The organism is Micromonospora sp. CNZ297, assembly GCF_007827625.1.
Genome location: NZ_VISU01000002.1, coordinates 540,642 through 566,647 on the forward strand (window position 1 = coordinate 540,642; position 26,006 = coordinate 566,647).

The 26,006-nt window shown below is 72.8% G+C and carries 21 protein-coding genes; 6 read left to right on the forward strand and 15 right to left on the reverse strand.

The window, feature by feature from the left end; translation table 11 throughout:
• Positions 1-12: 12 nt before the first annotated feature.
• The 5 genes from FB454_RS05965 to FB454_RS05985 form a co-directional block, all read right to left on the reverse strand.
• Complete coding sequence (locus tag FB454_RS05965; protein WP_013288522.1) at positions 13-996, reverse strand: ABC transporter permease; 984 nt, start codon at positions 994-996, stop codon at positions 13-15.
• Positions 997-1,071: 75 nt separating this feature from the next.
• On the reverse strand, positions 1,072-1,998 hold the full coding sequence (locus tag FB454_RS05970; RefSeq protein ID WP_013288523.1) for an ABC transporter permease: 927 nt from the start codon (positions 1,996-1,998) through the stop codon (positions 1,072-1,074).
• A gap of 144 nt (positions 1,999-2,142) precedes the next feature.
• Entirely contained in the window at positions 2,143-3,786 is a 1,644-nt protein-coding gene (locus FB454_RS05975; RefSeq protein WP_013288524.1) for a peptide ABC transporter substrate-binding protein, read from the reverse strand.
• 586 nt (positions 3,787-4,372) lie between these two features.
• Positions 4,373-5,050: a response regulator gene (locus tag FB454_RS05980; protein WP_013473634.1), complete on the reverse strand. Its 678-nt coding sequence runs from the start codon at positions 5,048-5,050 to the stop codon at positions 4,373-4,375.
• Between the two features lies 1 nt (position 5,051).
• On the reverse strand, positions 5,052-6,329 hold the full coding sequence (locus FB454_RS05985) for an ATP-binding protein (RefSeq protein WP_030269421.1): 1,278 nt from the start codon (positions 6,327-6,329) through the stop codon (positions 5,052-5,054).
• A 149-nt stretch (positions 6,330-6,478) separates the two neighbouring features.
• Between FB454_RS05985 and FB454_RS05990 the strand changes: the two genes are divergently transcribed.
• The 3 genes from FB454_RS05990 to FB454_RS06000 all read left to right on the forward strand — a co-directional run bounded on the left by FB454_RS05990 (position 6,479) and on the right by FB454_RS06000 (position 10,168).
• Complete coding sequence (locus tag FB454_RS05990; protein WP_145754057.1) at positions 6,479-8,329, forward strand: PspC domain-containing protein; 1,851 nt, start codon at positions 6,479-6,481, stop codon at positions 8,327-8,329.
• Positions 8,326-8,763, forward strand: coding sequence for a hypothetical protein (locus FB454_RS05995; RefSeq protein WP_145822616.1), 438 nt, complete (start codon positions 8,326-8,328; stop codon positions 8,761-8,763). The genes FB454_RS05990 and FB454_RS05995 overlap by 4 nt, the downstream gene beginning before the upstream one ends.
• A gap of 157 nt (positions 8,764-8,920) precedes the next feature.
• On the forward strand, positions 8,921-10,168 hold the full coding sequence (locus FB454_RS06000) for a phosphatidylserine decarboxylase (protein ID WP_013473638.1): 1,248 nt from the start codon (positions 8,921-8,923) through the stop codon (positions 10,166-10,168).
• A gap of 57 nt (positions 10,169-10,225) precedes the next feature.
• On the opposite strand, the gene FB454_RS06005 is transcribed toward FB454_RS06000, so the two are convergent.
• The 3 genes from FB454_RS06005 to FB454_RS06015 form a co-directional block, all read right to left on the reverse strand.
• Positions 10,226-11,140: a CDP-alcohol phosphatidyltransferase family protein gene (locus FB454_RS06005; protein ID WP_013288530.1), complete on the reverse strand. Its 915-nt coding sequence runs from the start codon at positions 11,138-11,140 to the stop codon at positions 10,226-10,228.
• A 345-nt stretch (positions 11,141-11,485) separates the two neighbouring features.
• On the reverse strand, positions 11,486-12,397 hold the full coding sequence (locus FB454_RS06010; RefSeq protein WP_145822617.1) for an NUDIX hydrolase: 912 nt from the start codon (positions 12,395-12,397) through the stop codon (positions 11,486-11,488).
• A gap of 144 nt (positions 12,398-12,541) precedes the next feature.
• Positions 12,542-13,489, reverse strand: a complete 948-nt coding sequence (locus tag FB454_RS06015) for an NUDIX hydrolase (protein WP_013288532.1) — start codon at positions 13,487-13,489, stop codon at positions 12,542-12,544.
• A 144-nt stretch (positions 13,490-13,633) separates the two neighbouring features.
• On the opposite strand from FB454_RS06015, the gene FB454_RS06020 reads away from it, so the two are divergent.
• Complete coding sequence (locus tag FB454_RS06020; RefSeq protein ID WP_013288533.1) at positions 13,634-13,996, forward strand: PspC domain-containing protein; 363 nt, start codon at positions 13,634-13,636, stop codon at positions 13,994-13,996.
• A 6-nt stretch (positions 13,997-14,002) separates the two neighbouring features.
• Here the strand turns inward: FB454_RS06020 and guaA are convergent, their stop codons facing one another.
• Together guaA and FB454_RS06030 are read right to left on the reverse strand one after the other, a co-directional pair.
• Positions 14,003-15,559, reverse strand: coding sequence for a glutamine-hydrolyzing GMP synthase (guaA, locus tag FB454_RS06025; protein ID WP_013288534.1), 1,557 nt, complete (start codon positions 15,557-15,559; stop codon positions 14,003-14,005).
• Between the two features lie 119 nt (positions 15,560-15,678).
• Positions 15,679-17,361: a GMC family oxidoreductase gene (locus FB454_RS06030; RefSeq protein ID WP_145822618.1), complete on the reverse strand. Its 1,683-nt coding sequence runs from the start codon at positions 17,359-17,361 to the stop codon at positions 15,679-15,681.
• A 141-nt stretch (positions 17,362-17,502) separates the two neighbouring features.
• On the opposite strand from FB454_RS06030, the gene FB454_RS06035 reads away from it, so the two are divergent.
• Positions 17,503-18,603 (forward strand): LCP family protein, encoded by a 1,101-nt coding sequence (locus FB454_RS06035; RefSeq protein ID WP_145822619.1) that lies wholly within the window; start codon positions 17,503-17,505, stop codon positions 18,601-18,603.
• Between the two features lie 5 nt (positions 18,604-18,608).
• Here the strand turns inward: FB454_RS06035 and FB454_RS06040 are convergent, their stop codons facing one another.
• From FB454_RS06040 to guaB, 4 genes are all read right to left on the reverse strand, one after another.
• Positions 18,609-20,066, reverse strand: a complete 1,458-nt coding sequence (locus tag FB454_RS06040) for a M1 family metallopeptidase (RefSeq protein WP_013288537.1) — start codon at positions 20,064-20,066, stop codon at positions 18,609-18,611.
• An 89-nt stretch (positions 20,067-20,155) separates the two neighbouring features.
• Positions 20,156-21,550 carry a M1 family metallopeptidase gene (locus FB454_RS06045; protein WP_145822620.1) on the reverse strand — a complete coding sequence of 465 codons (1,395 nt, stop codon included), beginning with the start codon at positions 21,548-21,550 and terminating at the stop codon, positions 20,156-20,158.
• Positions 21,551-21,648: 98 nt separating this feature from the next.
• Positions 21,649-22,767: a GuaB3 family IMP dehydrogenase-related protein gene (locus FB454_RS06050; RefSeq protein WP_013288539.1), complete on the reverse strand. Its 1,119-nt coding sequence runs from the start codon at positions 22,765-22,767 to the stop codon at positions 21,649-21,651.
• A gap of 31 nt (positions 22,768-22,798) precedes the next feature.
• The gene (gene guaB / locus FB454_RS06055) at positions 22,799-24,361 is read right to left on the reverse strand and encodes an IMP dehydrogenase (RefSeq protein WP_013288540.1); all 1,563 of its coding nucleotides are present in this window, start codon (positions 24,359-24,361) and stop codon (positions 22,799-22,801) included.
• A gap of 197 nt (positions 24,362-24,558) precedes the next feature.
• Between guaB and FB454_RS06060 the strand changes: the two genes are divergently transcribed.
• Positions 24,559-24,963 (forward strand): DUF5319 domain-containing protein, encoded by a 405-nt coding sequence (locus FB454_RS06060; RefSeq protein WP_013288541.1) that lies wholly within the window; start codon positions 24,559-24,561, stop codon positions 24,961-24,963.
• Between the two features lie 12 nt (positions 24,964-24,975).
• Here FB454_RS06060 and FB454_RS06065 read toward each other — a convergent pair whose 3' ends face one another.
• The gene (locus FB454_RS06065) at positions 24,976-25,794 is read right to left on the reverse strand and encodes a helix-turn-helix transcriptional regulator (protein WP_013288542.1); all 819 of its coding nucleotides are present in this window, start codon (positions 25,792-25,794) and stop codon (positions 24,976-24,978) included.
• Positions 25,795-26,006 lie beyond the last annotated feature (212 nt).

Genomic DNA, 26,006 nt, shown 5'->3' on the forward strand with positions numbered 1-26,006 from the left:
AACTCAGTTCCCCTATCGGAGCTTCGGGTCGAGGGCCTCGCGGACCGCCTCGCCGAGCATGACGAAGCTCAGCACGGCGGCGACGAGGAACGCGGAGGGGAAGAACAGCAGGTAGGGCGAGACCCGGATGTAGTTCTGCGCCTCGCTGATCATGATGCCCCAGGAGACGACCGGGCTCTTCAGGCCGATGCCCAGGAACGAGAGCGTGGCCTCCGCGCCGATGAACGAGCCGACCATGATCGTGCCGTAGACCAGCAGCGGGGCCAGGCAGTTCGGCAGCAGGTGCTTGAGGATGATCCGGCCGGTGCCGGCGCCGAGCGCGCGGGCCGCGACGATGTAGTCGGCCTCCTTGGTGGCGAGCACCGAGGAGCGCATCAGCCGCATCACGACCGGCCAGCTCAGCACGCTCAGGGACATGATGACCAGGCCCATGATCGTCCACTCGCCGTTGTCGGAGCCGGACCCGTTGAACGTGGTCAGGATGACGATCGAGCCGAGCACGAACGGCAGGCCGAAGAAGATGTCCGCGATGCGGGAGAGCAGCGCGTCCACCCAGCCGCCGCGGTAGCCGGCGATGATGCCCATCGTGCCGCCGACCAGCAGCGTCAGGAAGGTGGAGACCACAGCCACCACGATCGAGGCGCGGGCGCCGTAGATGACCCGGGCGTAGACGTCGCGACCCTGCACGTCGTAGCCGAACCAGGCGGCCGACGACGGCTCGACCCGGCTGCGGTCCAGCGAGCCGTTCACCGCGTCGCCGGAGGTGAACAGCCACGGGAAGGCCGCCATCACGAGGAAGACCAGGATGATCGTCGCCGAGATCCAGAACAGCGGCTTGCGGCGCAGGTCGATCCAGGCGTCACCGAGCAGGCCACGCGGCTTGTTCTGCTTCGCGCTCTCCGGCAGGCCCGCGTTGGTGGGCGCGCCCGACCCCGCCTCGGTGGGCATGGTCGCGGGCGGCGTCGACACGATCGACGCGGTATTCGGGTCACTCATGCCCGTACCTCGCTGCGCTCGGCACGGGCGTGGTTGCCCGCGCAGACTGCTGGGACGTTTCGTACGCTGCGGCGGTCACTCATAGCGGATCCTCGGGTCGAGGGCGGCGTAGAGCAGGTCCACCACCAGGTTCATGATGAGATAGACGAGCACCAGCACCACAACGATGCCGACAACGGTAGCGCTCTCCTTGGTGACGATCGAGCGGAGCACCTGCCGGCCGATGCCGTTGATGCCGAAGATGCCCTCCGTCACGATCGCGCCACCCATCAGCGCGCCGAGGTCGGTGCCGAGCAGGGTGACCACCGGGATGAGCGAGTTGCGCAGCAGGTGCACGCCGACCACGCGGCGCATCGGGAGACCCTTGGCGATCGCGGTGCGGACGTAGTCGGCACGCCGGTTCTCGGCGATGCTCGTACGCGCCACCCGGGCGATGTACGCCATCGATGCGCTTCCGAGCACGAAGCCCGGCACGATCAGTTCGCTGAACCGCATCTCGTTGGACACGGTCGGGTTGATGATGCCCCACTTCACGCCGAGCAGCCACTGCAGCACGAAGCCGATGACGAAGACCGGGAGGGCGATCAGGAAGAGGGTGGAGACCAGGACCAGGTTGTCCAGGAAGCCGTTGCGCCGCAGACCGGTCAGGATGCCCGCGCCGAGACCGATCACGGCCTCGATGGCGAGGGCCACCACCGCCAGCTTCAGGGTGTTCGGGTACGACGTGGCGATGATGTCGCTGATCTCGCGACCGCCGAACGTGATACCGAAGTCACCCTGCAGAAGGTTCTTCATGTAGCTGGCGTACTGCACCCAGATCGACTCGTCGAGGTTGTACTTCTCGGTCATCATGGCCCGGTAGTTCGGCGGGCAACCGCGGTCGCCGCACTTGCCGGCGAAGGGGTCACCGGGCACCGACCAGACGAGCCAGTAGATCAGGAACGTCGTGCCGATGAACACCGGCACGAGTTGCAGCAGCCGTCTCAAGAGATAACGGCCCATGGGGTGGTCCTCCAGACAGGGAGCGCCGGGTGAGCCGGCGCGGCGGCGACAACGTGCGAGGGGTCCGTTGTACACCCCCTCGCGGAACGGCCCCGGGTCGGGCTCACCGGTAGGCGAGCCCGACCCGGGGTCAGACCGTTCGGATCAGAGCTCGACCGAGGTGATGTCGAGCTCGCCGACGTTGGTCAGCTCCAGCTTCTTGATCTTCTCCGAGTGGCCGGACTGCTGGCCACCGAAGTAGATCGGCATCGACGGGACGTCCTGGTCGATGAGCTTGACGGCCTCAGCGAACTTCTTGTGGGCCTCCTCGATGCTGGGGGCCGCGGAGGCCTCCTTGGCGAGGGCGTCCACCTGCGGGTTGCTGTACTTGCCGTCGTTCGAGGAACCACCGGTGACGTAGAGCGGGTTGATCCAGTTCTCCACGTCCGGGTAGTCCTGCTGCCAGCCGGCCCGGTAGGCACCGGTCATCTTGTAGGCGTTGATGTTGGCGCGGAAGACCGCGAAGGTCGGCACGCCGACGGCAACAGCGTCGATGCCCAGGTTGGTCTTGATCTGCTGGGCGACGGCCTCCATCCACTCCTTGTGGCTGGCGTCCGCGTTGTACGACAGGGTCAGCTTGCCCTGGAAGCCACCGGCCTCCTGGAGGAGCTGCTTGGCCTGGGCCACGTCGAACTTGCAGGCGGTGCAGTTGCCCGGCTCGGCGCCCGGGGTCAGCGGGTTGGCCCAGCTGTCGGCCGGCTTACGGGTACCGAAGAAGATCTTGTCGGTGATCGACTGCCGGTCGATGGACAGCGAGATCGCCTTGCGCAGCTTCGGGTTCTGGAAGCGCTTGTCGTAGATCGGGAAGGCGATGATGCCGGTCGACGGGGTCGTCGAGGCCATGGCCCGCTCGGCCAGGTCGGTCTTCCACTTCTCACCGGCCAGCGCGGAGACCGGAACCTGCTGCTGGAAGTCCAGGTTGCCGGCGAGCAGGTCGTTGTACGCCGCCGTGTCGTCCTGGTAGATCTTGACGGTGACGTCCTTGACCTTCATCTTGTCGCGCAGGCTGTAGTCGTCGAAGCGGGTCAGCTTGATCTCGACGTCGTCCTGCCAGGAGACGAGCTTGACCGGGCCGTTACCGATCGGCTTCTTGCCGAAGTCAGCCGGGGTGGACGAGAAGAACGCGTCCGGCAGCGGCACGAAGGCGCTGTAGCCGAGCTTGGTCGGGAACACGGCGGTCGGCGCGGAGAGCGTGACCTCGAAGTTCCAGTCGTCGACGACCTTCAGGCCGGACATCTCCTTGGCCTTCGGCTCCGGGGCCTTCTGCGGGCCGTCCGGGCCGTCCGGGTCCTCGGTGTAGACCTCGTCGAAGCCCTGGATGTCGGAGAAGAAGGAGGCGTTCTGCGCGCCGTTCGGGCCGTACGCAGCCCAGTTCCAGGCCTTGACGAAGCTCTCGGCCTTGACGGTGGTGCCGTCGTGGAACTTGGTGTTCTGCTTGATCTTGACCTTGAAGACCTTCGAGTCGCTCGTGTCGATCGACTCGGCGAGCAGGTTCTGCGGCGCCCCACCGTTGTTGGGGTACTCGACCAGACCGCTCCACATCCAGTCGATGATCGCGCCGCCACCGGTCTCGGTGGTGTTCGCCGGAACCAGGGGGTTCTCCGGCTGGGTGCCGTCGATGACGATCGCGCCGTCCTTGCTGGCGCCGGCGTCGCCACCGTCGTTGTTCCCGCTGGAGCAGCCGGACGCGACGAGCGCGAATGCCGCGCCCACCGCGAGCGCGCCGCTCGCCCGCTTCGAGACTCTCATTCCGAGGGGCCTCCTCTTTCTAACCTGGTTCCGTCGTGAGTTTCACGCACGTCTTTGGGGGTGACACCACCGGCGACCCGAACCGCAGGACGCCGGTTTACCGCAGAGGAATTCGGGACACCCCAGGGGTACCGATCCGCCGGGCGCCACACCCTGGACGAGACACCGCGCAGGGTCGGCGACCACGCGGCGGCGCGAAAGACGGCGTCACGTGGTCGGCAGGCCCGACGAGATGCCTCACACCGGGGGGTGAGGTGCTGCCACTGTGACACCAACCGGCCCTTTCCGTGAAGGTGCCGTTATCAAGCCGTTAGTTGGTCGCCACGTTGCCGATACTTGAGAAAAGATCACAAAGCGCACGGACGATAGGGCCCTGAACAGGCAAGACGGGCACAGACAGGTCGACGGACGTCCCTGCGACACGGGAGGCTGTGACGTTCACCGCGCCGGCGTCGGCCCCCTTCGCAGGCACCCGGCTGCCGGGTTTTTTGTCCGTCCGGATGATGCCATGCCGACCGAGCGGGCACCACCGGCACCCCCGGGGTACGAGGTCGCCGAGGCCCCGCCCCCGGGCGGGCGTCGGTTCCTAGACCAGCCGGCGGTCGGCGGCCCACCGGGACAGCTCGTACCGGTTCGACATCTGGAGCTTGCGCAACACGTTGGAGACGTGCGTCTCGACCGTCTTGATCGAGATGTACAGCTCCTTGGCGATCTCCTTGTACGCGTACCCCCGGGCGAGCAGCCGCAGCACCTCGCGCTCGCGGTTGGTGAGCTGGTCCAGCTCGGGGTCGGCCACCGGCGCGTCCGGCCGGGAGGCGAACGCGTCGAGCACGAACCCGGCCAGCCGCGGGCTGAACACCGCGTCGCCGTCGGCCACCCGCCGGATCGCGTCGGTCAGCTCCTCCGGCGAGATCGTCTTCGTGACGTACCCCCGCGCGCCGGCGCGGATCAGGCCGATCACGTCCTCGGCGGCGTCGGAGACGCTCAGCGCCAGGAACCGCACCTGCGGGTGGGTACGCCGCATCGCCTCCAGCACCGCGCGGCCACCACCGTCGGGCATGTGCACGTCGAGCAGCACCACGTCCGGAGCGGTGGCGGCGATCCGGGTCACCGCCTCGGCCACCGAGCTGGCCTCACCGACCACCTCCACGCGCGTGCCCAGCTCGGCGCGGACGCCGGCCCGGAACATCGCGTGGTCGTCGACGAGGAACACCCGCAGCGGCCCGCTCGGCGCCGTACCCTCGACCGGTTCCTGCTCGGACATGTCACTTGTCCCTTTCCGCCGTGGAGCCGGAGCCGCTGATCGGCAGGATCAGCCGGACCTCGGTCCCTTCCCCCGGCTCGGACCGGATCTCCGCCCGGCCGCCGTGCCGCTTCATCCGTCCGATGATCGAGCCCCGGACGCCGTGCCGGTGATTCTCCACCGTATCCGGGTCGAAGCCCTTGCCCCGGTCCCGGACGAACACGCTCACCTGCTCCGGCTCCACCTCGGCGTACAGCGACACGGTCTGCACACCGGCGTGGCGGGCCGCGTTGACCAGGGCCTCCCGGGCGGCGGCCACGATCGCGCCCACCCGCTCGTCGGTCTCCCGGTCGCCGACCACCACCACCTCGACGGTGATGGCGAACGTGTCCTCCACCTCGGCGGCGGCCTGCTCCAGGGCGGCCGCGAAGCGCTCGGTGGGCGAGGCGGCCGGCTTGTAGAGCCAGTTGCGCAGCGAGCGCTCCTGGCCCCGGGCCAGACGCTGCACCGTCTTGACGTCGCTGGCGTTGCGCTGGATCAGGGCCAGCGTGTGCAGGACCTGGTCGTGCACCATCGCGGCCAGTTCGGCGCGCTCCTGCTCACGGATGCGGCCCTCCCGCTCGGAGCGGAGCTGGTTCCAGGTGCGCCAGAGCACCGGACCGGTGACCACACCCACGCCGGCCAGCCCGACCAGCGCGAAGATCACGCCGTTGAGCACCGCGTCGACGTTCTGCGCCGGCGAGTAGACGGCCGCCACGCCGATGATGCCCACCGCGACGAGCACGCCGCCGCCGATGAAGCGCAGCACGAACGCGCGCCTGTCGCTCTCCTCCACCACCGCGCCCAGCCAGGGCACCGCCGAGTCGCCCCACTGCCGGCGGCGCTCCGGGGCGGACTGGTGCCAGATGACGCCCGCGCCGACCGCGATGATCGCCACCAGCCAGCCGGCGGTGCCGGCCGCGCCCACCGAGTTGAACGCGACCACCTGGAGCAGCAGCACGCCGAGCCCGATCACCACGAACGGCAGCAGCTGGGCGAGGTCGCGGCGGGGCGGGACGGCGGTGTCGCCGGGGCGGGGCGGGACCACCGCCCAGAAGGCGGCGTAGAGCAACAGGCCGAGACCGCTCAGCCCGAGCAGCACCATGAACGCCACGCGTACCCGCAGCACCGGGATGCCCAGGTGCTCGGCGATGCCCGCGGCCACCCCGGCGGCCAGCCGGTGGTCGGTGGCCCGGTAGAGGCGCGGGGCGTGCGGGGCGGGGGTGCTGCTGATCGGAGGCTCCCAGGTCGAGGCGGACATGCCGGCGGCGCCGACGCCCCGATCGTCACACGGCCGCGACGCCCGGGACCACGGGGACGCCCCGGAGTTTCACCGGCGGAGGATCTCAGGGTGGGGTCAGGGTCGGGTCCGGAGGCTGCTCGGGCGGCCGGGGCAGCAGTATCGAAGGCATGAACGAGGACGCTGCCCGTCCGCCCCGCCCCTGGGCGGCAGCACAGGACGCCCCGCCGCCCCCGCCGGGAGCGGCACCCACCGACCAGGCGACCCCGCCGCCCGGCGGCGGCACGCCGTTCGGCGGTCCGCCACCCGGTGGGTACGCCCCACCGCCCGGTGCCGCCGGCTTCACCACCCGGTACGGCCTGGTACGCCCCCGTGAGGGCCGCTACCTGGCCGGGGTGTGCGCCGCCATCGGCCGGGCCACGAACACCGACCCGGTGCTGTGGCGAGTGCTGCTGGCCGTGCTCGGCTTCTTCGGCGGCATCGGGATCATCGTGTACGTCGCCGGCTGGCTGATCATCCCCGGCGAGGGCGACACCGCCTCGCCGGTGGAGGCCATGCTCGGCCGGGGCCGGTCCAGCATGTCCCCGATCACGGTGATCGTGCTCGGCATCGTGGTGGCGCTCGGCTTCGCCTACGTCGTCACCGACGGGTTCCGGGCGATCCTGCTCGGCGCGGTGATCCTGATCGGCGGCGCGCTCCTGCTCAACCGCGAGCAGCGCGGCCCGGCGCAGCGGCCGGCTCAGCCGGCGCCGCCGCACGGTCCCCCGCCGGGTCCGGTACCACCGGTGGCCTGGCCCGCGCCGCCGGCCCCGGCGCCGGGCACCTGGACCGCGGCTCCCCCCGCGGCACAGTGGACCGGCACACCCGCCGGACCGGCACACCCCGCGGCGGCGCCGTCCGGCGGCATGCCCGCCGAGCCCGGCTACCCGCCGGTGTCCGCGTCCGAGCCCGGCTACCCGCCGGTGTCCGCGTCCGAGCCGGGCTACCCGCCGGCGGCGCCGTCCGAGCCGGGGCACCCGGCCACGTCCGACGCGGAGCGCGAGCCGGGCCACCCCGGGCCTACTACCGGCTACCCGACGCTGCCGGCGCCGGGCTGGCCCGCCGCGGCCGGCACCCGGCCGGGCCCGTCCGAGCCGACGACCGTCGCGATGCAGCACGTGACCGGCCCGGTCGCCGACACCGCCACCTGGCCCGCGTACGGCGCGAACCCGGCCTGGCCGGGCGCGCGGGACGCCGGGGCCCGGCTGGACGAGCCGGCCGCCGTGCCGCCGCCCGCGCCGGTGGGCGCACCGCTGCCGCCCGGCGGTTACCGGCCGCCGTTCGCCCCGCACGGCCCGTACGCCGGATCGCCGCCCGTTCCGCCGCCCTTTCCGCCACCGGTCCGGCCGCCGCGACCGCCGAAGCGGCCCAAGGAGCGCTCGCCGCTCGGCGCGATCACGTTCTCGCTGATCTTCCTGGCGCTCGGCATGGTCGCAATGCTCGACCTGCTCGACGTCTTCCCGGTCGGCGCCGCCGGCTACTTCGCCGCGGTACTCGCGACCATCGGCCTCGGTCTGCTCGTCGGCACCTGGTTCGGCCGGGCCCGCTGGCTGATCGCCCTGGGCCTGGTGACAGCGGCGGCGCTCGGCATCGCCACCGTCGCCGAGTCCTACGACCGGGTACGCGGCATCGACGGCAACGTCACCTGGGCGCCGACCGACCTGCGCGACCTGGCCGACCGGTACGAGAACAACCTCGGTGACGCGACGCTCGACCTGCGCGGGATCGACTTCGACAAGCAGGACGTCCAGGTGACCGTCGACGTGAACCTCGGCAACGCGACAGTTGTCGTACCGCCGGACGTCGACGTGACCACTGTGGCCGACGTGAACGCCGGCGACGCCACTGTCTTCGGCCGGCGCAGCGGCGGGCTCGGCGGTCGTCAGTGGGAGACCACCGACCCGGGCGCCGACGGTCCCGGTGGCGGCAAGCTGCGCCTCTACGTCCACGTGAACGCCGGCAAGCTGGAGGTGACCCGGTGAAGGCACACCGTACCGACATCGTGTCGTTCGCTTTCGGACTCGTCTTCCTCGGCCTGTCCGTCTGGTGGCTGCTGGCCCGGATCCTCGGCCTCTCCGTACCCCCGGTCGGCTGGTTCCTGGCCGGCGGGCTGGTGCTGATCGGACTGCTCGGGCTGATCGGCGCGCTGCGCTCGGGCCGTCCCCCGGAGCAGCCCACCACGCAGCCCGCGCCGGACGTCACGGTCTCGGCGCCGTACGGCTCCCCGGCCGCGGGCCCGGAGACCGCCGGCAGCGCGGAGACGACCGCCGGCCCGGAGACGCCCGACCGCGCCGACGAGTGGGCCACCGAGGCCACGACCGACTCCGCGGAACCGGCCACCCGCGAACTGCCGCCGCTCGATCCACCGGCCGACGAGGCGGCTCCGCAGCGCCGTACGCCGGGGGATCCGGCCTGACCGCGCAACTGCGGCGCCCTCCGGACGCGGCCTATGCTGGTCGGCGGAGATCTCGTCTCCGCCGGCCGGCCCGCGCACCCCGACCATGCCGGAGCCGCCGGCCGGGTCGCCGGAGCCCGCCCCGTCCGTTCGCTATCTCGTCAGGAGCCCGTCCGACATGACCCAGTCCCCCGCCGTGCGCGTCACCGCTCCCTCCGGTGCGGTCCGCATCGGCGAGCGCGCCGCCCGCACGCTCGTCAGCGAGTTCGCCCGGCGTAACGACCCGAAGGCCGGCCTGCTGGTCGGCGCGACCCCGGAGTCCGCGGTGCTGGCCGCCGCGATCGAGGCGCTGCTCCCCGGCGACCGGCTCACAGTGGTGCCGGCGGAGGGCGCCGCGGCTGCCGCGCTGCGCGAACACGTGACCGCGCAGGGCCGCTGGGTCGCCGACCGGGTACGCGTGGTCGACACCCTCGCCGAGGCGGACGCCGCCGCGGTGGTGGTCGTCGCCGAGCCGTTCACCGGCACCGCGGACGAGGCGCGCGTCGCGATCGACGGGCTGGCGAAATACCTCGCCGAGGGCGCGGTGCTGAGCGTCGCCGCGCCGCTGTTCCGCACCGAGGGCGCCGACGGCGAGCTGGACCGGCAGGGCGTGCTGCACGGCGTACGCACCGACCTGGTGCTGCGCAACACCCCGCCGGTACGCGTGCACCACCTGCGGTTCACCCCGGCGCCGGTCGCGCTCGCGGCCTCGCTGTCCCCTGCGTACCGGCCGTCGAGCGTGCCGCTGACCCGGGGCATGCACATCGACTCGAACGGGGTGGCCGCGGCCGGCATCACGCTCGGCCTGGCCGCTCTGGCCCGGGCCGCGCGGCCGAAGTCGAAGCTCTGGCTGCTGCCGGCGCTGGCCGCCGCGCCGGTGGCCGCGTTCTTCCGCGACCCGGAGCGGGACGTGCCGGAGGACCCGTCGGCGGTGGTCGCCTCGGCGGACGGTCAGGTGCTGTCCGTGCAGCGCCTTCAGGACGAGCGCTTCGGTGACGGCGAGTGGCTGCGGATCGCGGTCTTCCTGTCGGTGCTGGACGTGCACGTCAACCGCGCTCCGGTGGCCGGCAAGGTGGTCGACTACTTCGTCGCCGACGGCGGGTTCGTCAACGCCATGAAGCCGGACGCCGAGCACAACGTGGCGGCGTACACGGTGCTGGACACCGACCACGGCACCGTGGTGGTGGCGCAGCGCACCGGGCTGATCGCCCGCCGGATCGTGCAGCGGGCGCCCGTGGGTTCGCTGCTGGCCCGGGGTGAGCGCTTCGGCCTGATCCGGTTCGGCTCGCGTACCGACGTCTACCTGCCGGCCGACGCCGCGGACCCGCTCGTCGGTCCGGGCGACAAGGTGGTCGGCGGCGCGACGGTGATCGCCCGCTGGCGCTGAGCGCCGGACAGAGAGAAGGGGCGCCGCTCTCGCGGCGCCCCTTCTGTCGTTCTCGGGTCAGGCGGTACGGCGCTGGTGCAGCCAGAGCAGCGGCCCGCTGACCAGGTAGCCCACCACCACGAGGGCGAACGTGAGCCGGATGTCGACGAGCGCGCCGACCACCGGGGCCAGCCAGAGCCACGGCGGCAGCTTCAGCAGCCGGGCGAGCTTCGCGTACGGGAAGCTGGACACCATGGCGAAGGCGAGCAGCGCCACGCCGGCCACCATGACCAGGCCGGGGACCGGCACGCCGATGGCCACGGTCAGGGCGAGCACTGCCGCCGCCATGGTGGTCGGCACGCCGCAGAAGAAGCGGCCGTCCTTCGGCGAGACGTTGAACCGGGCGAGCCGGACGGCCGCGCACGCGGCGACGAGCGCGCAGGAGACCGCGGCGGCCGCCGGCGGCGCCGAACCGGCGAGCGAGGCGTAGACCACGACCGGCGCGGCGAGGCCGAACGAGCACATGTCGGCGAGCGAGTCCATCTGCGCGCCGAACGGGCTGGCCACACCGAGCTTGCGGGCCAGCGCGCCGTCGAGGCCGTCGAACGCGACGCACGCGATCAGGCAGATCGCGGCGATCTGCACCTCACCGCGCATGGCCAGGAAGATGGCCAGCATGCCGAGCATGAGGCTGCTCAGCGTGCACGCGTTGACGAGCGCGAACTTGGCCCGGCGGGCGGCGGTGCGCTCACCCGGCAGGAGCGGGATCGACATCGCCGGGGACTCGTCGTCGACGGGTGTCGCCGGGGGAAGCGCCGGGCTGATGGGCCGTACCGCTTCGATGTCGGTGTCGAGCCGGCCGTAGCGGAGGCGCTGGCGGTCGGCGTAACGGTGGTCGGGGGTGACCAGGTCGGTCCCGGAGACGGCCGCGCCGTCTCGGCGGCCCACCCGGACCAGCAGCACCTGGCGGGCGAACGTACTGCTGCGGCGCAACCTGCCCGCCCAGCGACGCCCTGCGGGGCGCGGACTGTCAGTCGTACGACGCCGGCGCCATGGGGCTCTCGGCACGTTTCCTCCATCACCGGATCGGCTGGCCGCCCACTGCGGGGCGGGTGTCCGGCTGTCTCGTGCCGGACCTTTCGGGTCCGGCAGCCCTTTTGCGGAGTACACCATTGCACAGGGGACAGGGGCTTGGCGATAGCTGCCGGCGGTACTTATATCTCCCTTAACCGCGCGAACCGCCCAGTCATTCCCATCTCGGGCCTCAACGCCCGTTTTCGTCGGTCAGCCGTACTTCCGACTGTACCGGAGGTCACCCAGGGCGGCTCGGCGAGCGATTCAGCTCACCCGCTGCCCGGTGGCCCGGGCCGCCACGTCGGTCATCGACAGACCGGTGACCTGCTCCGGGGCGAACCAGGCGGCCCGCGCGGTCGAGCCGCCGGCCAGCTCGGTCACCACCGCGTCGGTCGGCGCGTCCACCCGTACCCGGTAGATCACCCGGACGCCGTGCCAGTCCAGCGGGCGGCCCTCCGGGCCGAGCGCGGCCGGGTTGTGCAGGTTGTCCACGGCGATCAGGTCGACCACCCGGCCCAGCTGCCCGGCCTCCTCGACCAGCTCGCGCAGCAGCCCGGCGGCCGGCTGCTCGCCGTGGTCGGTGCCGCCACCGGGCAGGTGCCAGCGGCCCGCGCCCGGGTACCCGTCGGCGATCATGGTGAGCAGCACCCGGTCGGCCGGGTCGGTGACCAGCCCGTACGCGGCGAAGCGCTGCCGGCGGTCGACGGACGGCCCGGCCGGCTCGGCGGGCAGCGCCCGGGGCAGGTCGGCCGGCAGCGGAGTCACAGGCAGGCCGAGCAGCTCGGCGGTGAACGGCATCAGCTGCCGGGCGGCTGCCTCGTCGGGCGTGAACCAGCCGACCTCGTCGCTGCCACCGGCCGGCTCCGGCCGCAGCCGCCCGCCGCGCGCCTCGACCTCGAAGACCAACCGATCGGTGTGCAGCGCGATCCCCAGGTCGGCGAACGCGGCCACGTCGGCCACCGCGGCCCGGATCGCGCCGAGCGCGACGGTCAGGCCGGTCTCCTCGGCGAACTCGCGTACCACCGTGTCGGCCGGGTGCTCGGCGTGTTCGACGCCGCCGCCGGGCAACTGCCACACCCCCGGGTACGGGCACCTCGCCGAACCGCGCGCCAGCAACACCCGCCCGTCGGAGTCCCGCAGCACCCCGTAGGCCCCGACCCGCCGCCGCTGCTCCACAGCACCCTCCCCCGCCCGCGCGCCCCCGCGCACTCCCCGCGCCCCACTCCGTCGATCATGAGGTTAGCGGTACCGAGGCGGACATCTCGCGCCGTCAACTTCATGATCGCCGGGGTGGACGCCCGGAGGGCGGGGGTGGGTGGGTCAGAGGAGGTGGGCGGCCTGGACTGCTTCGGCCGTCACCTCGGTGAGGCGGTCGGTGGGGAGGGCGCCGAGTTCCTCGCGGCGGAACCAGCGGGCCTCGCAGGTCGAACCGCCGATGTCGGCAACGGTGGGCGGCGCGGGCTGGTCGACGACCACCCGGTAGAAGGCGCGTACGCCGTGCCAGTCGATCGGGTAGCCCTCCGGGCCGAGCGAGGCGGCGTCCCGGTGGCTGGCCACCCCGAGCAACTCGACCAGGCGGCCGGTCTGGCCGGTCTCCTCGACCAGTTCCCGGATCAGCGCCGCGCCCGGCTGCTCGCCGTAGTCGGTGCCGCCGCCGGGCAGGTGCCAGCAGCCGGCGCCCGGGTAGCCGTCGGACACCCGGGTCAGCAGCACCCGCTCCTCCGGGTCGGTCACCACCGCGTACGCGGCGAAACGCTGCGCCCGGTGCAGCCCGTCCGGGCCGGGGACGGCGTAGAACGAGGGGAACTCGGGCACCTCCTCCGGCACGATGTCGTCGGTGGAGGTGGGCAGGCCCAGGGCGCGTGCGGTGAACGACCGCAGCGGCAGCTCCCGGGCCTCGTCGAGGGTGAACCAGCGGGCCAGGTCGGTCGGGCGGTCGACCCGCTCGGTGAGCGTCCCGCCGCGGACCGACACGGTGTAGAGAAGCCGGTCGGTGTGGATCGTGATGTGCCGCTCGGGCAGCGCCCGCATGTCGGCGAGCACGTCCTGAAGACCGGCGACCGCCACCGAGAGCCCGGTCTCGGCAGCGGTCTCCCGGACGACCGTGTGTTTGGGGTCCTCACCGTGGTCGACCGCTCCTCCGGGGAGCGACCAGGTGCCGGGGGTGCCGGAGCGCTCCGATGCGCGGACCAGCAACACTCGGCCGTTTGAGTCAGCACAAACTGCGTATGCCGCGATCCTGCGGAGCGGCTCCAGCGAGGTGGTCACGGGAGCAAATTCTCCCCGTAGCGGGTTACCGACATCGAAAAGAGTCAGATTCCTGACTCTCCGCTGGCGTCTCAGGGGCAGCTCAGGGTAGGCGTCCGGGCGGTCACCGAGGTCGCCCGCCGCGGCGCGCGGGACCGTTGACACATGACCTTCCCGAACCCCTCCCAGGCCCCGTACAAGCAGCTCCGCCGGCCGGTCAGCGACCGCATGATCGCCGGTGTGGCGAGCGGCCTCGGCCGCTACTTCGCCGCCGACCCCACACTGATCCGGGTGATCTTCGCGACCGCCACCGTGCTCACCGGCGGGCTCGCCGCGCTCGCGTACCCGATCATGTGGTTCCTGATGCCCGAGGAGCCGGCCGGCGCGCCCGCCTGGCCGCACCCGCCGGGCACCGCGCCGGGCTGGCCGCCGGTCCCGCCGGCCGGGCCGGTCCCGCCGGCTACGCCGACCGAGCCGCGGACGCCGGGCGGGCCGCAGGCCGGCCCGCAGACGCCGCCCGCGGCCTGAGCCGCGTCACTCCCACTCGATGGTGCCCGGCGGCTTGCTCGTCACGTCCAGGACCACGCGGTTGACCTCGGCGACCTCGTTGGTGATCCGGGTGGAGATCCGGGCCACCACGTCGTAGGGCAGCCGGGACCAGTCGGCGGTCATCGCGTCCTCGCTGGAGACCGGGCGCAGCACCACCGGGTGGCCGTAGGTGCGCCCGTCGCCCTGCACCCCGACGCTGCGCACGTCGGCCAGCAGCACCACCGGGAACTGCCAGACACCCCGGTCCAGACCGGCCGCGGTCAGCTCCTGCCGGGCGATCAGGTCGGCCTTGCGGAGCACGGCGAGGCGCTCCTCGTCGACCGCGCCGATGATCCGGATGGCCAGGCCCGGACCGGGGAACGGGTGCCGCCACACCATCGCCTCGGGCAGTCCCAGCTCCAGGCCGATCGTGCGGACCTCGTCCTTGAACAGCGTGCGCAGCGGCTCGACCAGGGCGAACTTCAGGTCCTCGGGCAGGCCGCCGACGTTGTGGTGGCTCTTGATGTTGGCGGTGCCGGTGCCGCCGCCGGACTCCACCACGTCCGGGTAGAGCGTGCCCTGCACCAGGTATTCCACGTCGCCGTGCGCGGCGATCTCCCGGGCGGCGGCCTCGAAGACGCGGATGAACTCCCGGCCGATGATCTTGCGCTTCTGCTCCGGGTCGGTCACCCCGGCGAGCGCACCGAGGAACCGCTCCCGCGCGTCGACCACCTTGAGCTTGATGCCGGTCGCCGCCACGTAGTCCTTCTCGACCTGCTCGGCCTCACCGGCCCGCAGCAGCCCGTGGTCCACGAACACGCAGGTGAGCTGATCGCCCACGGCACGGTGCACGAGCGCGGCGGCGACCGCCGAGTCGACACCGCCGGAGAGGCCGCAGATGACCTCCTTGTCGCCGATCTGCTCGCGGATCCGGGCGACCTGCTCGTCGATGATGTTCGACGGCGTCCACGCCGGCTCGATGCCGGCGATGTCGTACAGGAAGCGACTGAGCATCTCCTGGCCGTGCGCGGTGTGCCCCACCTCCGGGTGGAACTGCACGCCGGCCCGGCGCCCGGCCAGATCCTCGAACGCGGCGACCGGGGCGCCCGCCGACTCGGCGGTCACGGTGAAGCCGTCCGGGGCCTCGGTGACGCAGTCGCCGTGGCTCATCCAGACCGGCAGGTCGGCCGGCAGGTCGCGCAGCAGCACACCGGGCTCGGTCAGGCGCGGGCGCAGCGGCGTGCCGCCGTACTCGCGGTTGCCGGTGCGCGCGACGGTGCCGCCGAGCGCCTGGGCCATGGCCTGGAAGCCGTAGCAGATGCCGAAGACCGGCACGCCGGCGTCGAACATCCCGGCGTCGATCTGCGGCGCGTCAGGCGCGTAGACGCTGGACGGGCCGCCGGACAGGATGATCGCGGCCGGGTTCTTGGCCAGCATCTCGGACACCGGCATGGAATGCGGGACGATCTCCGAGTAGACCTTCGCCTCGCGGACACGGCGCGCGATGAGCTGGGCGTACTGGGCTCCGAAGTCCACCACGAGGACGGGGCGAGGCGTGCTCATGTGCGCAAAGCCTACCGACAGTCACCGGCCGCGCGGACGCGCCCCGGCGGTGTGGCGGGGTGAACGTGTTAACAAGGGGCCCTTCCTCTACCGGAGGCGTTAAGAAGGGGCCCTTCCTTTCACCGCAGGGCGGCGGGGGCGTGCGCGGGGACGGCCGGCCGCCGCGGCGGGACCGGCTCGACCCGGGTGTACGCCGTGCCGAGCGCCGGGCGCGGGTCCGCCTCGCCCTTGTTCGGCCAGTACGACATGGCCCGCTCGGCCTGCGCGGTGATGGTCAGCGACGGGTTGACGCCCAGGTTCGCCGAGACCGCCGCGCCGTCCACCACGTGCAGCCCCGGGTGGCCGTACACCCGGTGCCAGGGGTCGATCACCCCCTCGTCCGGGGTGGCGCCGATGACCGCGCCGCCGAGGATGTGCGCCGTCACCGGGATGTTGAACGGCTCGGTGACCGCCCCGCCGGGGGTGCCGCCGATCTCCTCGGCGAGCAGCCGGGCCGCCGTGTTGCCGGCCGGGATCCAGGTCGGGTTGGGCGCGCCGTGGCCGGGGCCGGAGACCAGCCGCCCCTTGCGGTAGCGGGTGGTCAGCGAGTTGTCGACCGACTGCATGACGAGCGCGATCACGGTGCGCTCGGACCAGCGGCGTACCGACAGCATCCGCGCCGCCAGCACGGGCTGCCGGACGATGCTCCCGAGCCAGCGCCGGACCCGGCGGGGGCCGCCGTCGACGAGCAGCGACTGGAGCAGGCCCATCGCGTTGGAGCCCTTGCCGTAGCGGACCGGCTCGATGTGGGTCTGCGCGTCGGGGTGGAACGAGCTGGTGATCGCCACCCCCTCGGTGAAGTCGAGGCCGCGCTTCCGGGCCGCGCCGGGCGCCACCGAGGCGCCGAGGATGGCCTCGGAGTTGGTGCGGGTCAGCTCGCCCAGCCGGGGCGAGAGCGCCGGCAGGGCACCCGTCGACTTCATCTCGTGCAGCAGCCGCTGGGTGCCGAGCGCGCCGGCCGCGAACACCACCTGGTCGGCGTGGATCACCTCGCGCCGCTTGCGCAGCCAGGCGCCGGTGCGCTCGGTGTGGACCGCGTAGCCGCCGGCCGGGCCCGGGCGTACGGCGGTGACCGTGGTCAGCGGGTGCACCTGCACACCGAGGCGCTCGGCCAGCCAGAGGTAGTTCTTCACGAGCGTGTTCTTGGCGCCGTGCCGGCAGCCGGTCATGCACGACCCGCAGTGGCTGCACCCGGTGCGGTCCGGCCCGGCCCCGCCGAAGTACGGGTCGGCCACCCGCTCGCCGGGGCGCCCGATGTGCACCCCGACCGGCGTCGGGTGGTAGGTGTGCGCCACCCCCATCCGCTCGGCCACCGCGCGGACGGCCTGGTCCGCGCGGGTGTCGATCGGGTACGTGGTGACGCCGAGCATCCGCTTCGCCTGGTCGTAGTGGCGGGCCAGCTCGTCGCGCCAGTCGGTGATGTCCCGCCACTGCGGGTCGGCGTAGAACGCGTCGAGCGGCTCGTAGAGCGTGTTCGCGTAGACCAGCGAGCCGCCGCCCACCCCGGCGCCGGAGAGCACCAGCACGCCGCCGCCGGCCTTGCGGTCGGCCGAGCGCAGCAGCGTGATCCGCTGGAGCCCGAAGCAGCCGAGCCGGGGCGCCCAGAGGAACCGTCGCGCCCGCCAGGACGTACGCGGGAACTCGTCGTCGGCGAAGCGCCGCCCCGCCTCCAGGACGCCCACCGTGTAGCCCTTCTCGGCCAGCCGGAGCGCGGTGACGCTGCCGCCGAAGCCCGAACCGATGACGAGCACGTCGTAACGCATGAACGCATCATTACCGACCGGTAGCTATGGCGCCAGCAAGTGTTTTTCGCAGATCATGCAGAGCGCTCGATTCGCCGGGATTCCCGCCGCTGCAACCTCCGGCGGCCCCCGGCGCGTCGAACTCCACGGGGAGGAACGAACGTGACGAGACGACGCCTGCTGGGCCTGGCCGCACTGGTGGCGGCGCTGCTGGTGGCCACCGGAGCGGTGGTGACCACCCGGCTGGTGGCGAACCGCCCGGCCGCCCCGGCCGCCGGACCGAGCACCGCGCCGCCGGCCTCACCGACGCCCGCCCCGACCACCGCCAGCCCGGCACCCCCGCCCGGCGCCGACCTGAAGGGCCCGCTCAACCTGCTGCTCGTCGGCGTCGACACCCGGGTCAGCATCCCCGGCTGGGAGCCGCACGCCGACGCGGTGCTGCTGCTGCACGTACCGGCCGGGCTGGACAAGGCGTACCTGTTCTCGCTCCCCCGCGACCTGGTCGTGGACATCCCCGCCTACCCGAAGGCCCGCTACCCGGGCGGCCGGACCAAGCTCACCCACGCGATGAGCTACGGCAGCCGGGTGCCGGGCGACAAGCGCAACCCCAGCACCGCCCAGGGGTACGAGCTGCTGCGCACCACCGTCTCCCGCTACACCGGGCTGCGCATCGACGCCGGGGCGGTGATCACGTTCGGCGGCTTCGACAAGCTGGTGGACACGCTCGGCGGGGTGGACCTCTACGTCGACCAGCGGGTCGAGTCCCGGCACCGCCGCCCGGACGGCACCATGCGGACGCTGACCGGCGGCGGCTACACCGGGCCGCAGATGGTCTACGAGAAGGGCACCCGCCACCTGACCGGCTGGCAGGCGCTCGACTACGCGCGGCAGCGCTACACCGCGGGCGGCGACTACACCCGGCAACGGCACCAGCAGCAACTGCTCCGGGCGCTGGCCCGCAAGATCCTCGACCAGGGCACGGCCCGCGACCCGCAGCGGGTCGAGCAGGTGGTGGCCGCGCTGGGCAAGACCCTGGTGTACGCCGGGGGCGGCCGGAAGCTGATCGACTACGCGTACGTCCTGGGTGGCCTGCCGGCCGACCGGCTCACGCTCGTCGTGCTGCCCGGCGCCGGGGTGAGCAGCGGCGGCGCGTACCGGGGTGAGCAGCTCAAGCCGCTCGGCCGCGACTTCCTCACCGCGCTGCGCGGCGGGCGGGCCGACGCGTTCCTGGCCGCCCACCCGTCGCTGCGCGTCAAGAACTAGAGGCCCTACAGCGGCTTCGGGGCGGGCGGGCGCTCGGTGCCGTACAGCCACGGGTCGAAGACCTTCGCCAGCTTCTTGCCGGAGATCCGCTCGGCCAGCGCGACGAAGTCGGCGGTGGTGGCGTTGCCGTTCTTCCGCTCCGCCGCCCAGGTGCGCAGGATGGTGAAGAACGCGGTGTCGCCCACCGCCACCCGCAGCGCGTGCACGGTCATCCCGCCCCGGTCGTAGACCGAGCGGCTGAACAGGTTCGCCACGCCCGGCTTGCCCGGCGGCGTACGCCACACCTGACCGCCGGCGTTCGCGTACCTCTGCTCGAACATGCGCTGAACCGTGGTCGAGCCGCTGTGCTCGGCCCACAGCCACTCGGCGTACGTGGCCAGCCCTTCGTTGAGCCAGATGTCCTGCCAGCGCTGGATCGACACGCTGTTGCCGTACCACTGGTGGGCCAGCTCGTGCGCGACCACGCCGGTGTTGTCGCCCTGCCGGAAGAAGCTCGCCGAGTAGACCGGCCGGCTCTGCGTCTCCAGCGCGTACCGGATGCGTTCGTCGGCGATCACCACGCCGCCGTACGAATCGAACGGGTACGGCCCGAAGACGCTCTCCAGGTAGTCGGCGACCTCGACCGTGCGCGCGACGGACCGGTCCGGCGCCCCCTGGGCGACCTGCGTGGTGACCGCGCTGTAGACCGGCCGTCCCTTGTGCTGCCCGGTGGTGACCCGGAACTTCCCGATCGCCACGGTGGTCAGGTAACTGGCGGCCGGCGCGGTCTCCGACCACTTCCAGGTGGTCCAGGCGCCGCTGGTCGCCTTCCCCTTCGGCACGCCGTTGGAGACCGCCGTCAGTCCCTTCGGGACGGTGATCTCCATGTCGTAGGTGGCCTTGTCCGACGGGTGGTCGTTGACCGGGAACCAGGTGCTCGCCGACTCCGGCTGCCCGAGTGCGATCGCCCCGTCGACGGTGTGCAGCCAGCCGCCCTCGCCCAGCGCCTCGGTACGCAGCGCCTCCGGCCTGCCGTCGTACCGGATCTCGGCGGTGAACCCGTTGCCGGAGGTCAGCCCGATCGCCGGGGTGATCACCAGCTCGTCCTCGGTGCGGCTGTGCCGGGCGGCGGTGCCGTCCACAGTCACCGAGCGGACGGTCAGCCCGGCCAGGTCCAGGTTGAACGCGGACAGGTCGGCGGTCGCGGTGGCCCGCAGCGTGGTGGTGCCGCTGAGCTTGTCCGTCTCCGGGTCGTAGCGCACCTTCACCGTGTAGTGCGCGACGTCGTACCCGCCGTTGCCGTAGCTCGGGAAGTACGCGTCGCCGGCTCCGGCCGCGCCCGGCGCGAAGCTGCGCGAGGTCGCCGGCGCGGGACCGGCCGGGGACGACGGGCCCGGGTCCGGCTCGGCCGAACCACAGCCGGCCAGCAGCAGCGTGCCGCAGGTCAGCAACCCGATCCGTCGTCGTGCGCCGCGCCGCGTCATCGCCTCGATCCCTCCCGGGGCCCGTTCGGCGGCCCCGCCCACGGGCCGCTCCGACCGCGGCAGCCTACCCAGCGGCGGTCACGCGTGCGTCACGGCAGTCCCGGTGGCGTGCCCCCGACCAGCCAGGCGTCCAGCAGCGCCCGCAGCGGCCGCCCGGACGTTCGTTCGGCGTACCCGATGAAATCGGCAGTGGTGACGTTGCCGTCGCGGTGCTGCGCCAGCCATCCGCGCAGCACCCGGTAGAACGCCTCGTCGCCCACCGCGCGGCGCAGCGCGTGCACCGCGAGCGCGCCCCGCTGGTAGACCGCGTCGCCGAACATCCCGGCCCGGCCCGGGTCGACTGTGGGCCTCGACCAGTCGGTGGCCGCGTAGCGCTCGACGACGGTCTGCGCCACTGTGCGCCCGCCGTCGTGCTCGGCCCAGAGCCATTCGGCGTACGTGGCGAAGCCCTCGTTGAGCCAGATGTCGCTCCACCGGGCCACCGAGACGCTGTCGCCGAACCACTGGTGCGCCAGCTCGTGCGCGACCACCTCGGTGTTCGGCCGGTCCCCGCGGAAGAACGCCGGTCCGTAGACCGGACGGCTCTGCGTCTCCAGCGCGTACCGGATGCGTTCGTCGGCGACCACCACGCCGCCGTACGCCTCGAACGGGTACGGGCCGAAGCGCGCGGCCAGGAAGTCGGCGACCTCGCCGGTGCGGGCCACCGACGCGGCGGCCGGCCCGTCCGCGGGCAGCGCCGCGGCGACGGCGGTGACGAGCGGCTTGCCGGCGTGGGTGCCGCTGCTGACCCGGTAGTCGCCGATCACCAGCGTGCTCAGGTAGCTGGCCATCGGCGCGCGTTCCGCCCAGCGCCAGGTGGTCCAGCCGCCGCTCGACGTCCTCCCCTCCGGCACGCCGTTCGACAGCGCGGCGAGGCCGTCCGGCACGGTGACCGCGAGGTCGTAGGTGGCCTTGTCCGACGGGTGGTCGTTGACCGGGTACCAGGTGCTCGCCGACTCCGGCTGACCGAGCGCTATCGCACCGTCCGGTGTGGCGTGGAATCCGCCGTCCCCCAGCTCGGCGTTCGGCAGCGGCTCCGGCACCCCGCCGTACGTGACCTCGACAGTGAACCGCCGCCCGGACGGCAGCCCGCCCGACGGGGTGACGATCAGCTCGGCGACGTCGTGGCGGTGCTTCACCGCCTCGCCGTCCACCCGCACCCGCTCGACGTCCAGCCCGGCCAGGTCGAGCTGGAACCGGGACAGCGCCCGGGTGGCGGTGACGGTCAGCGTCGCGGTGCCGGTGAGCCGGTCGCTCGCGGGGTCGTAGCGCACGTCCAGCGCGTAGTGGCCCACGTCGTAGCCGCCGTTGCCGGCCCCCGGCACGTACGGGTCACCGGCGTCCGCCGCGCCCGGCCGGAACCCGTTGTCGTCGCCGCCGGTGCATCCGCTCAGCGCGAGCGCCGCCGCCACCAGCCCTGCCGCCCAGACCCGCCCCCGTCTCACCCGGCGAGCCTAGACGCGCGACGGCGCGGGCGGGGCCGGAACTCGTCCGGGCCGCCGCCCGCGCCGTCGCGCGGTGCTCAGCCGATGCTCAGCGGCGCTCAGCGGTCGAGGACCAGCCCGACCTTCTGGAACTCCTTCAGGTCGCGGTAGCCGCACTTGGCCATCGCGCGGCGCAGGCCGCCGAAGAGGTTGAGCTGGCCGTCCGGCTCGTCGGCCGGGCCGAACAGCAGCTTCTCCATCGAGCCGAGCGGCTCACCGGCCACCTCGAACGCCCCACGGGGCAGCGACGGGTGGCTGGCCGCGGAGTGCCACCAGGCGCCCCCGGCCGGCGCCTCCTCGCACAACGACAGTGGCTCGCCGAGCATCACCGCGTCCGCGCCGCAGCCGAGCGCCTTGGCGATGTCGCCGGAGGTCTGCATGTCGCCGTCGGCGATCAGGTGCACGTACCGGCCGCCGGTCTCGTCCAGGTAGTCGCGGCGGGCAGCGGCGGCGTCGGCGATGGCGGTGGCCATCGGCACCCGGATGCCGAGCACCGACTCGGTGGTCGACCAGTCGTCGCCGCCGATGCCCACGATCACACCGGCCGCGCCGGTACGCATCAGGTGCAGCGCGGTCTTGTAGTCGGTGCACCCGCCGACGACGACCGGCAGGTCCAGGTCGGCGATGAACTCCTTGAGGTTGAGCGGCTCGTCGGTGGTGGAGACGTGCTCGGCCGAGACGAGCGTGCCCTGGATGACCAGGATGTCCACGCCGGCGTCGAGGATCACCGGGGCCAGCGCCAGGGTGTGCTGCGGGGAGACCCGTACCGCCACCGTGCCGCCGCCCTCACGCAGCTCGCGGACCCGCTCGGCGATCAGGTCGGGGCGGATCGGCTCGGCGTAGACCTCCTGGAGGCGCTTGGTCGCCCGCGCGTCCTCGCCGAGACCGGCCAGCTCCTCCAGGATCTTGGCCGGGTTCTCGTACCGGGTCCAGAGGCCCTCGACGTTGAGCACGCCGAGGCCGCCGAGCTGGCCGAGCCGGACCGCCGAGGCGGGGCTCATGGTCGCGTCCGAGGGGTGCGCGACGCAGGGGATGCCGAACTGGTACGCGTCGAGCTGCCACGCGGTGGAGACGTCGTCGACGTCCCGGGTGCGGCGGCTCGGCACGATGGCGATGTCGTCCAGGTGGTAGCCGCGCTGCGCGGTCTTGCCCAGCCCGATCTCGACCACGTCACGCATGGGGGACTCCAGGTGGTTTGGGGGTGGTGGTTCAGCGGGAGTGGTAGTTGGGCGCCTCGACGGTCATCTGGATGTCGTGCGGGTGGCTCTCCTTGAGCCCGGCCGCGGTGATCCGGATGAGCTGGCCGCGCCGGTGCAGCTCCGGGATGCTCTCCGCGCCCACGTACCCCATCGCGGCGCGCAGCCCGCCGATGAGCTGGTGGGCGACGGCGGAGAGCGGCCCCCGGTAGGGCACCTGACCCTCGACGCCCTCCGGGACGAGCTTGTCCTCGGCGAGCACGTCCTGCTGGAAGTAGCGGTCCTTGGAGTAGGACTTGCCCTGGCCGCGCGACTGCATCGCGCCGAGCGAGCCCATCCCCCGGTACGCCTTGTACTGCTTGCCGTTGATGAAGATCAGCTCGCCGGGGCTCTCCTCGCAGCCGGCGAGCAGGCTGCCGAGCATCACCGTGTCGGCGCCGGCGACGAGCGCCTTGGCGATGTCGCCCGAGTACTGGATACCGCCGTCACCGATCACCGGCACACCGGCCGGGCCGGCGGCGCGGGCCGCCTCCATGATCGCGGTGATCTGCGGTACGCCCACACCGGCCACGATCCGGGTGGTGCAGATGGCGCCCGGGCCGACGCCCACCTTCACGCCGTCCGCGCCGGCCTCGACGAGCGCCTTCGCGCCCGCGTACGTGGCGATGTTGCCGCCCACGATGTCGATGGTGACGTCCCGCTTGAGCCGGGCGACCATCTCCAGCACGGCGCGCTGGTGGCCGTGCGCGGTGTCGACGATGACGACGTCCACGCCGGCGTCGACCAGGGCACGGGCGCGCTTGTAGCCGTCCTCGCCGACACCGACCGCGGCGGCGACCCGGAGCCGGCCCGCGTCGTCCTTGGTGGCGTTCGGGTACTGCTCGCTCTTGGTGAAGTCCTTGACCGTGATCAGGCCGCGCAGCTTGCCGCCCGCGTCCACGATCGGCAGCTTCTCGATCTTGTGCTGGCGCAGCAGGCCGAGCGCGTCGTCCTTGCTCACGCCGACCGGGGCGGTGATCAGCGGGGTGCGGGTCATGATCTCGCGCACCGGCGTGGCCGGGTCGGAGACGAACCGCATGTCGCGGTTGGTGACGATGCCGACCAGCTGGCCCTGCCCGTCCACCACCGGCACGCCGGAGATGCGGTAGCGCCCGCAGAGCGCGTCGACCTCGCGCAGCGTGTCGTCCGGGCTGGCGGTCACCGGGTTGGTGATCATGCCGGACTCGGAGCGCTTCACCAGGTCGACCTGGAGCGCCTGGTCCTCGACGGAGAGGTTGCGGTGCAGCACGCCGATGCCGCCCTGGCGGGCCATGGCGATCGCCATCCGCGCCTCGGTGACGGTGTCCATCGCGCTGGACAGCAGCGGCACGGTCAGCTCGATGTTGCGGGTGAGGCGGGTGCGGGTGTTGACGCGGCTGGGCACGACGTCCGACTCGCCCGGCTGGAGCAGGACGTCGTCGAAGGTCAGCCCGAGCGGCACCACCCGGGCCGAACCGGCCGGCAGCTCGGGCAGATGGCCACCCAACTCCCCGCCGTCGGTGCCGGCCGGGATCTCGGTGCTGGGCGAATTCTCCACGATTGCTCCCCTGAGCTGGTCGTACGGGCTGCAGCGAGGCGGCGCGCGGGGGCACCGGCAGGCGCCTGGTGACGGCGCGTCGCCTCATCGTACCCACTTGCCCGTCCGCGCCCGGGAAGCGGCGGGCCCGAGGGTAGGCCGGGCCACAGCACGGGCTGGGGCGGGCTTTCCTGCGGCGCGGGGTCTACGGTGAAGGGGTGCACGACGAGCCCATCGACCCGTTCAACGGCGACCCGGCCGATCCGGCTGCCGGCCTGCACGATCCCGGCGACGACGACGCGCTCGACCCGCTGAGCGAGGTCGAGCGCCAGGACGTCCTGGAGGATCTCGCCGATCTGGAGATCTACCAGGCGTTGCTCCAGCCGATCGGCGTGCGCGGCCTGGTGATCGAGTGCGAGGACTGCCGCGAGCCGCACTACTTCGACTGGGACCTGCTGCGCGGCAACCTGCGCCACCTGCTCAACTCGGGGCGTCCCCGGGTGCACGAGCCGGCCTACGACCCCGACCCGGACCACTACGTGAGCTGGGACTACGCCCGCGGCTACGCGGACGGCGTGCACGACACGCTCACCGAGGGCACCGACGACTCCGCGCAGGAGTGATCCCCGCGCGGGTCAGGCGACCAGGCCGGCCCGGAACCCGGCCGCCACGGCGTGCGCCCGGTCGCGCGCGCCGAGCTTGCGGAACAGCCGCCGGGCGTGCGTCTTGACCGTGTCCTCGGAGACGAACAGCTCCCGCCCGATCTCCGCGTTGCTCTTGCCCTCGGCCATGCCGAGCAGCACCTGAAGCTCCCGCTCGGTCAGCCCGATCGCGCTGCGCGGCGACCGCGCCGGCCGCTGGGCCGCACCGGGCCGGGGCGCCTCCGCGCCGTCGGCCGCCGCCGGGTCGTCCGGGTCCTCACCCCGCTGCACGGGCACCACTGTGGGCAGGCCCGCCGCGTCCACCGGCGCCGTCGCCGGCCAGCCGGGCCCACCCTGGGTACGCCCCGGCGCCGCCGGCCGGGTCGGCCCGCCCACAGCCGCCGCGTCCCGGGCGGTGTCCGCCACCCGGTGCCTGTTGCTCCGCCCGGGGGCGGAGAGCAGCAGCAGCGCCTTGGCGACCGCGCTGGTCAGGTCGTGGTCGGCGTTCTGGATCAGTCCGCGCGCCCCGGCGCTGATGGTGGCCGCCGCCGACTCCGACTCCTCGGCGCCGAGCAGCAGCACCGCAGCCTGCGGGGCACGGGCCAGCACCCGCCGGACGAAGCCGGCGCTGTCCGGACGGGTCAGGGCGGTGTCGGCGAGCACCACGTCCACCGGGCGCTCGGCGAGCCGCAACATCACCTCCGGATCGGAGACGGCCGTCCGGACGACGCCGGACAGCCCGAGCCGCGCCGCCGCGGAGGTCAGATGCTGGGCCGCCAATGGTGTCCGAACGCACACAAGAACACTACGCACAGTGGTCTCCTCTCCGACTCAGAGCAGACCATGCGGAGGTGGGCTCGGGAGGGGGTTCCGGGCAATCATCCGAACTTTTCCGACAGATGGGGCATATGCCGCCGAGTGTCCGAGGTTTTCGATCACAGATGTGTGAGCCGCGGACCGCTCGGGTACCGAGGGGTTCATCCGGAACCGGCATCCCGCGCGGACCGCCGCCCGGTAGCTGGCAA